Below are 8295 nucleotides of genomic sequence, written 5' to 3'. Positions count from 1 at the left end.
AAGTCCACAAGTAGGTTATAACATAGGACAATACTTTAAACAAAACAAAACCCTAAACCAACTAGACAATGGTAATCGCCCAGAAGAACAAAGCCCGCAACACCTACTGGCTCATGCCATACTAGGTGCTGCTACAAATTATGCCACAGGTAATGACCCAATGACAGGTGCAGCTTCTGCCATCAGTAATGAAGCCATCGCCCCTATCTTGGCAAATTACTTATATGGCAAAAAACCAAACGAGCTAAGCCAAGAGCAAAAAGATACTATTACAAGTATTTTAAACTTAACCACAGTTACTACTGCTTATAGCACAACAGGCGGTAGTGTAGCCGATGCAGTTAATGGAGCTGAGATTGGGAGAGTTGGGGTTGAGAATAATAATGAAATGTATCTTGAAGCAGAAAGAGAAGGTGCTTGGATTCTCGCCGATGGGGACAGAGATAAATACTTCAAATTGATAAGTTTACAAGGACAAGTTAAGATTGTGATGCAAAGTGTTGAATCTGTCCACCAAACATACAACGATATGACCATTATTAATATTTCTGGGGGTGTAGCGGGTTACACCATAGTGATTAATAATAAAAATGGTCGAGTATTTACTTCTGGACATCCAGATATTAATGTCTCCTCGTTATCCAACATTCTATCTGCTGGTGCCTCTGTAAATTTTGGCAGTATTGTGGGAGGTGTGAAAAATGCAGGTGAAATAGATAGGGTTATTGAGGGACCTTCATTTGCTACCGAAGCATGCAAAGTTGTTTGTGTTGGTAGGGTAGTAACTAAAGCAGGCGATAAAATTAACACCTATGGTGTTGGTATTAATGCTGGCTATGGTTCAAGACTCAGTGGTGCAAGCGGGATCGGTGCATCTGGCTCAACAATGAAAGCAACAGAACTGGTATTAACATCTGAGCAAATCAAAAAATTACTAGGCGGGAAAAAATGAAAAAGATGTCTTTGTCAAGCTTATTTTTTTGGTGGTTTTTGTGCTGACCTTTCCTATTTTTATATATCAGAAAATTGACTATTATTTTCTAAATCCTGTCAATCAAGATAAAATGCCTGATAGCTTTCCAAAGCTTAGGGATAAAATTCAAGCAGACATGAACCATTTAACCCAAGGATTGCCCAAGCCTGTTTATGAATGGTCTTATTACAAACCTACGGTTAATCTCATTTCAGAATTTAGAAGATTTCCCTATAATGATGCATATTTGTCCATCATTCTAGACAATATACCGAAAAATAAAAACCTGCAAAATTTACCAGATGAAGATAGCAACACGATTTTATCTTACTGTGATTACAATGTATACACTAAAATTGGTAAAGAGCGTATTGATAAGGATGAGAATGAATTTATTTATATCCAAGTGGATTTTGAAGATAGGGGTGTTTGTATGTATTAAAAAAGATCTAGTAGTACGCATGGTGTATACCACACCGTCGGTCGCCGCCTTATCTGACTGTTGATTTAACACTAAAGATTCCAAAGACCCAACCCAAGAGCAAAAAGACACCATCACAAGTATCTTAAGCCTAACCACAGCCATCACTACCTACACCACAACCAATGGTGATGTAGCGGATGCGGTGAGTGCTGGGGAGATTGGGAAGGCATGCAAGCATAAGCCAACATCACGATGAATAATTGTCAAATCAGCCATTTGTTGCCTGAATAAAAGACAAGGCATGAGCATCTTTTTCATTGATAATCAATTCCAAACCCTCTGTTTGCCAATCAATCCCTATCGTCTTATCATTCCATATGATGCTTCGCTCGCTGTCTTTGTGGTAAAAGTTTGTGGTTTTGTACAAAAATTGGGTATTATTTTCTAACGCAACAAAGCCATGAGCAAAGCCTGCAGGTATCCAAAATTGGCGATGCGTTTGGGCATTTAATTCTACACTGACCCATTGCCCAAAGGTTGGTGAGTCTTTACGAATATCCACCGCAACATCAAAGGCACGACCCTGTACCACACGCACCAATTTTCCTTGGGCAAAGGGTTCGCTTTGATAATGCAATCCACGCAACACACCTTTTGATGACATGGAATGGTTATCTTGTACAAAGGTTGGCACCTCAAAACCACGCTCTTGAAGTGCCTTGGCAAATGCATTTTGGTTAAAACTTTCCATAAACCAACCACGCTCATCGGCAAAAATTCGTGGTTCAAAAATCAACAATTCAGGGATTTTGGTTTCTATGACATTCATGTTCATGCCTCAACCGTTATGCTCTTTATGTAATTTTAATAAATATTGTCCGTAGCCTGTTTTCTTAAAAAACTCTGCTCGTGCCAACAATTGTTCATTATTTATCCAACCATTTGCATAGGCAATTTCTTCTAAACACGCGACTTTTAATCCTTGTCTGTGTTCAATGGTTTGTACAAATCGGCTTGCATCAAGCAACGAGTCGTGCGTACCTGTATCAAGCCAAGCAAAGCCACGCCCAAGCAACTCGACATTTAGCGTATCTTTTTGTAAATACACATTATTAACATCGGTAATTTCTAATTCACCACGATGTGAAGGTTTGATATTTTTGGCGATTTCTACCACATCATTGTCATAAAAATAAAGCCCTGTAACCGCATAATGTGATTTTGGCTCGGTAGGTTTTTCTTCTATGCTTAAGGCTTTGCCATTTTTATCAAACTCTACCACGCCAAAACGCTCTGGGTTGTTGACATGTCGGCAATAATACCAAGGGTTTCATAGCTTGCCAAAGGCTGGACTGATAAACCTTAGCTAATTGCATGTGCATAAGCCCAATCCATCTGATTGGACTTGATTTAATTTATTATGGCTGACGAATGGGGCAATTACTGCTTCACTAGGTATTTAGCGAAATTTAATGCGATTATGCAATCTATCATTAATGCTGCTTTTTATATTTAAGAATTGATAAACAACCCTCATGAATTCCCGCTTGATTTTTTCAGGCAAAGTTTTTTTATTTTTTTGGTATTGGTGGGTGGAGGTGTTGGTAGTATAAGTGGTATCAATGTGGGCAGTAGCGTTTAGTCTGTCTCGCCTGTCGTGTTCGAGGCTACTGTCATATACATGAAATGTTTGGCGATTGTCAAGCAGATAGGTTCTGTCTGATTGCACGCATAGGGCGGGATTGAGCTGATAAACACTCAATTGTTTTTCTTGGATTGCCAATTCAAAGACTATATGATCAACCGCGACAAGTTTGGAGATTGTTGGCAGTTTTTGTAATAACTGCTGACAGGCTTTTTTGCTAAGCGTATATCCTGCTGTACCAAGATGCATCTCAAGCAGCTCTCGCAGCACTCTGCCATCACCGACTGGCAGGGCGTTTTTGTGCATTTTTACCAGAGGTTCAAAAAATTCCAGCTTAACGACATCAATTGTTGTATCAAGCCATGTTGTCGTGGTCAAAAATGACCTAAGATTTTCACCAAGATAGACATCGTCCTCAAAAATCGTGATATGGCTTAAATTCTCGTCAAGGCACTTTTGCCATAGGCTGATATGGCTGAACAGGCAAGCCAACTCACCCATTGTTAAGTTTGCATTATCAATATTGATATTAAATTGCTTCGCCAGTAACGGTACTTGCTCGGGAGTAACGGCATCAAAAAACTCAAAATCAATCTGCTGTTTGCCAAATTCGTGGCGGATATGTTCTTGCCTATCCGTCTTGTGGCTAAGGCTGATTACATAATTTTTCATATTAAGACACCAATGATTTTTTTGCCAAAATGTGCTATTATTGCACAATAGACCTATTTGTCAAGTATGAATGAGAGCACTGTGAAAATCCTCCATGTATTACCAACACGCATGCCCATACCACCACCAAAATATGGCGGCACAGAGCGTGTGCTTTGGGCATTATATCAAGGACAAAAACAACTGGGGCATGAAGTTAAATTCATGACCAAACACCCAAGTCGCCACCCTGATGCCATGTTATTTGACGACTCAAAACCACTGGAGAGTCAAGTGCAAGGCTGGGCGGATATTGTGCATTTTCATTTTTTGTATCGTGGTCAGATGGATACGCCGTTTGTCTGCACAACGCATAATCAGCAAATCACGCCTGCCAGCTTTCCCAAAAATACCATTTTTTTGGGTAAATTACACGCCGAACGCAGCGGAGGCGAGGCTTATGTTTATAACGGTTTGTACTGGGAGGATTATGGTAAGCCGAACCTGACCGCAACCAGTGATTATGCCCATTTTTTGGCAAATGCCAAATACAAGGATAAAAATCTAAAAGACAGCATTGATATCGCACGCCAAGCAAAGACAAAACTTCAAGTCATTGGCAGTCGGCGATATTGTCTAAAATGGCGTAAAGATGGCAAATATCACCCTTATTTTTACTGGGGCAATGATTTGACTTTTCATGGTATGATGGGTGGCGAGTCAAAAAATCACATCATTCGCAATTCATCAGCCCTAATTTTCCCTGTGCTAAATTACGAGGCATTTGGATTGGCGATGATTGAGAGCTTGTATTTGGGCTGTCCTGTGATTGGTAGTCATTGTGGTTCGTTGCCAGAGCTGATTATCCCCGAAGTTGGCGTCAGCACACAGAGCAAATCTGTGATGATAGATGTCCTAAAAAATATAGGGCAGTTTAGCCGAAAACGCTGCCATGAATACGCCAAAGAGACCTTTAACCATTTGGCAATGAGTAAAAATTATTTAAAATATTATGAAAAAGTTATGAATGGTCAGCCGTTACATCAGCATGAACCAAGGCTTGATATAACTTTGCCTTATGAGTTTGCTTTGACAAAGTAATGCGTGCTGGGCTTGATAATTTAATGGATTGATGATGAAAATTTTACATGTATTATTAACCAGTTTACCAATCCCGCCAAATGATTATGGCGGCACAGAGCGTGTGCTTTGGGCATTATATCAAGGACAAAAACAACTGGGGCATGAAGTTAAATTCATGACCAAACACCCAAGTCGCCACCCTGATGCCATGTTATTTGACGACTCAAAACCACTGGAGAGTCAAGTGCAAGGCTGGGCGGATATTGTGCATTTTCATTTTGCTTATGACGGTGATTTGGATACGCCTTATGTCTGTACTGAGCATAGCAACAGTGAGGTGGTGCAGGAATTTAATATCAATACAATCTATCTGTCGCGTCAGCATGCCTACAATTATCAAGCCAGTTGCTATGTGCATAATGGGTTGTATTGGGCGGATTATGGTGAACCTAATCTGGAGCAGCCAAAGAATTATGTACATTTTTTGGCAAAGGCGACTTGGCGTATCAAGAACCTGCAAGGTGCAGTAAAAATTGCCAAAAACGCCAATATGCCATTACATATCTTGGGCGGCAAACGCTTTAATCTAAAACGCAATCCTTATTTTTATTTGTCATCACAGCTGACATTTCATGGCATGGTTGGTGGCGTTAAAAAAAATGAACTGGTACGCAATTCTGCTGGGTTGATATTCCCTGTGCTGTGGCATGAGCCATTTGGTTTGGCGATTATTGAGAGTTTGTATCTGGGCTGTCCTGTTTTTGCTACGCCATTTGGGGCGATGCCTGACATCATTAGCCAAGAGAATATTGGCTTGTTGTCTGACAGTTATGCGACATTGACAGAGGCGGTTGGCAGAATTGATAAATTTGACAGACGGGCTTGTCATGAGCATGCGAAGCGGTATTTTGATCATTTGGCTATGTCAAAAGGCTATATCGAGTGCTATGAAAAAGTGCTTGCTGGCGAGAGCTTAAATAAGCAGCGTCCAAAATCCAAAGCCAATATCAAAGCACGCTTGGCAATGGTTGATGATTAGTCTGATTGGCTGCTTGGATTATCGAAAAGGAATTCGCTGATAAAAAGTGCGTTTGCCAATACTGCGATAAATTCTGCGAAAGAACTTTTTTAGTTTTTTGGCATTGCTATCATTGGCTATGTAGATAAAGCTGTTGTTTTTTCGTCCTTGATTAATCTGGCTTGGGAGTTTGGTTGCTTGATTTGTGTCAAGCAGTCTGTCTGCTTGGATTGCCAAGGCAGGGTGCATTTGCCAAGTATTTAGGGTATTTAATAAGGCATCAAAAATCACATGGTCAATGGCAAAGCGTTCGTGGTCGGGGAGATTGCGAATAAAATGTAAGATGGGTGCAATGGCACTTTTGTGTATGATATAGGCAGCCATACCGACATGGCAGCTTTTTAGGCGGCTAAAATCACGCTTATGCATTGACAGCAGGGGCTTTCCGATATGTACCAGCTCTTGCCAAGTTTCCAGCTTTATTAGATGAAAGTCAAGCAAGTCAAGCCAGTCGTCATTATTCAAAAATAAGTGTGCTTTTTCACCCAGATGAACATCATCTTCAAAAATGGCCATATACTCAATATTTTCATCAAGCATTTTTTGCCACAGGCTAAGATGGCTAAAAAAACAGGCTTTTTCTTCTGGCGACAGTCGTTGATTGTTGCTCAGGTTGATATCAAAACGCTCTGACAGTTCGGCGATTTGAGCAGGTATAATTGCTGTAAAAAACTCAAATGCAATTCCTTGTGCAGCAAATTCTTGGCTGATGTGCTGACGGCGTTCGCTGGCGTGGTCGGTGCTAATGACATAATTTTTCATGAGCGACTTTCCCTATTTTTCTGCCATAGCATGATATATTTATCCATCGTATAGCCTAGCGAAGCAAATGCCAAAATATAGCCATAGGCACCGCCTGTAAAATCAGCACGAATCAGATATTCACGAATGAACGAAAACCACGATCGCAATAAAATACCCATAATGCCAACCATCTTGCCCTGATGGTGTTTTTCGCTTGCCCAGTCATGGCTGTAGCGGATATTTTTTTGCAAAAAATGGTGTAGGTTGTCGTTGGTGATATGTGGTAAATAACCTGCCAATCGCTCACTTGGCACACCTTTTTGATCAAGCGATTCATGCACTTCTAGGTTGGAATATTTAAAATGAGCATTGGCATACAGTCGTGCCAGTTTGTCAGTGTACCACTGGCGTGGCTGAATTTCCACACCACAAAAAGTATTAATACGAGAAATATCAAAGACTTTATCGGTTTGCACAGGCTGATTTAGCACAGCGACGATGGACTCTCGCAAAGTCTGATCCAGACGCTCATCAGCATCAAGCACCAGCACATAGTCACTGCTGGCATAACTCTGGGCAAGCTGACGCTGACGGCCAAAACCCTGCCAGTCGGTATTAACAAACCATTTTGCCCCAAAACGCTCGGCAATCTCACGGGTGTTATCGGTACTGCCACTGTCCAAAATCACAATTTCATCAACAATATCATGCACTGTGTCTAAGCACGCCGCCAAATGCTTGCTTTCGTTTTTGACAATCATCACCAGTGATAAGGTGGCTTGTTTTTTGGAGAGGTCAGGCGTAATCAGCTGCTTTGCTTGTTGTGTATAATCAATAAACGCTTGCTCGGCTTGATTGTGAGTTAAGTCGTATAATATTGCATATTTATTAAAAGTATATTGAGTAAAAAGCAAGGAATAAATCAACCCATAACGCCCCTGCAAAAAACGACCATCAAGCAGATATTGTTTAAAAAATGCCCAAATAGGGTTTAGCACAACTTTACTAAATTTGCCTTTTTTGCCTTGTGCATGGCGGTCATCAGCCCATGCTTTGGCATATTCTAGGCGTTTTGTGAGCCAAAACAGTGGCGTATCAGCGGTATGATGACGCACAAAACCTGACAAGGTGGCGGTTTTGGCATTGTTTAGCACCACCGATTCATGCACCAAGTTATCATTGTAGCCAAAGTGCTTGGGATAGAGTCGCCAATGTGCCTTAATTGCCCAAAATCGATTGTCAATCTCATGCCCAAAAATACAATCTATTCGCTTGATGCCATAGACTGTATTTTCAGGTTTTTGTTTGATGGCTGCTAAAATACTATATCTAAGCTCATCGGTGATTTCTTCATCGGCGTCCAATGCCAAAATCCAGTCGCCTGTTGCATAACTTTGGGCGATTTGTCGTTGTCGCCCAAAACCTTGCCAATCGGTATTGACAAACCATTTGCCACCAAACTTTTCAACAATCTGGCGGCTGTTATCGGTGCTGCCACTGTCAAGCACGACAATCTCATCAGCAAGCCCAGTCAAGGCTGGCAATGAGATGGCAAGGTTTTTTGCCTCGTTTTTGACAATCATCACAACAGACAGGCGATAAGGGGTGGTATTCATGCTAAGTGATTAAATTTGGTTGGGTTATTTGACAACATTTTACTTAACTTTGTGAAACTTTGCCAGTGATTTTTCGGCATA

General features: G+C 41.0%; 8 protein-coding genes and 1 pseudogene. 4 read left to right on the top strand and 5 right to left on the bottom strand.

Annotated elements, in window-relative coordinates:
• On the top strand, positions 1-952 hold a 952-nt coding region (locus tag BW928_RS08385), incomplete at its 5' end, for a VENN motif pre-toxin domain-containing protein (protein ID WP_200800840.1).
• Between the two features lie 40 nt (positions 953-992).
• Positions 993-1415 (top strand): hypothetical protein, encoded by a 423-nt coding sequence (locus BW928_RS08380; RefSeq protein WP_076555775.1) that lies wholly within the window; start codon positions 993-995, stop codon positions 1413-1415.
• A 250-nt stretch (positions 1416-1665) separates the two neighbouring features.
• Here BW928_RS08380 and rfbC read toward each other — a convergent pair whose 3' ends face one another.
• The 3 genes and pseudogenes from rfbC to BW928_RS08365 form a co-directional block, all read right to left on the bottom strand.
• Entirely contained in the window at positions 1666-2226 is a 561-nt protein-coding gene (gene rfbC / locus BW928_RS08375) for a dTDP-4-dehydrorhamnose 3,5-epimerase (RefSeq protein ID WP_076555774.1), read from the bottom strand.
• Positions 2227-2235: 9 nt separating this feature from the next.
• Positions 2236-2706: pseudogene (locus BW928_RS08370) on the bottom strand (sugar nucleotidyltransferase); the annotation flags it as partial.
• A gap of 150 nt (positions 2707-2856) precedes the next feature.
• A complete protein-coding gene (locus tag BW928_RS08365; RefSeq protein ID WP_076555773.1) occupies positions 2857-3714 on the bottom strand; it encodes a glycosyltransferase family 25 protein in 858 nt (285 codons plus the stop codon).
• Positions 3715-3795: 81 nt separating this feature from the next.
• Between BW928_RS08365 and BW928_RS08360 the strand changes: the two genes are divergently transcribed.
• Both BW928_RS08360 and BW928_RS08355 read left to right on the top strand, forming a co-directional pair.
• Complete coding sequence (locus BW928_RS08360) at positions 3796-4794, top strand: glycosyltransferase family 4 protein (protein WP_076555781.1); 999 nt, start codon at positions 3796-3798, stop codon at positions 4792-4794.
• Positions 4795-4828: 34 nt separating this feature from the next.
• Positions 4829-5815 carry a glycosyltransferase family 4 protein gene (locus BW928_RS08355; RefSeq protein WP_076555772.1) on the top strand — a complete coding sequence of 329 codons (987 nt, stop codon included), beginning with the start codon at positions 4829-4831 and terminating at the stop codon, positions 5813-5815.
• A gap of 18 nt (positions 5816-5833) precedes the next feature.
• Here the strand turns inward: BW928_RS08355 and BW928_RS08350 are convergent, their stop codons facing one another.
• Together BW928_RS08350 and BW928_RS08345 are read right to left on the bottom strand one after the other, a co-directional pair.
• Positions 5834-6616, bottom strand: a complete 783-nt coding sequence (locus BW928_RS08350; RefSeq protein WP_076555771.1) for a glycosyltransferase family 25 protein — start codon at positions 6614-6616, stop codon at positions 5834-5836.
• Positions 6613-8214 (bottom strand): glycosyltransferase family 2 protein, encoded by a 1602-nt coding sequence (locus BW928_RS08345; protein WP_076555770.1) that lies wholly within the window; start codon positions 8212-8214, stop codon positions 6613-6615. The genes BW928_RS08350 and BW928_RS08345 overlap by 4 nt, the downstream gene beginning before the upstream one ends.
• Positions 8215-8295 lie beyond the last annotated feature (81 nt).

Origin of the sequence: Moraxella cuniculi DSM 21768 (assembly GCF_900156515.1) — a bacterium.
Lineage (GTDB): Bacteria > Pseudomonadota > Gammaproteobacteria > Pseudomonadales > Moraxellaceae > Moraxella > Moraxella cuniculi.
This window is presented reverse-complemented; position numbering and strand designations above follow the sequence as displayed.

Excerpts from the sequence above, each read along its gene's own strand:
- rfbC (WP_076555774.1), bottom strand. The coding sequence starts at position 2,226 with ATGAATGTCATAGAAACCAAAATCCCTGAATTGTTGATTTTTGAACCA.
- BW928_RS08365 (WP_076555773.1), bottom strand. The coding sequence starts at position 3,714 with ATGAAAAATTATGTAATCAGCCTTAGCCACAAGACGGATAGGCAAGAA.
- BW928_RS08355 (WP_076555772.1), top strand. The coding sequence starts at position 4,829 with ATGAAAATTTTACATGTATTATTAACCAGTTTACCAATCCCGCCAAAT.
- BW928_RS08350 (WP_076555771.1), bottom strand. The coding sequence starts at position 6,616 with ATGAAAAATTATGTCATTAGCACCGACCACGCCAGCGAACGCCGTCAG.
- BW928_RS08345 (WP_076555770.1), bottom strand. The coding sequence starts at position 8,214 with ATGAATACCACCCCTTATCGCCTGTCTGTTGTGATGATTGTCAAAAAC.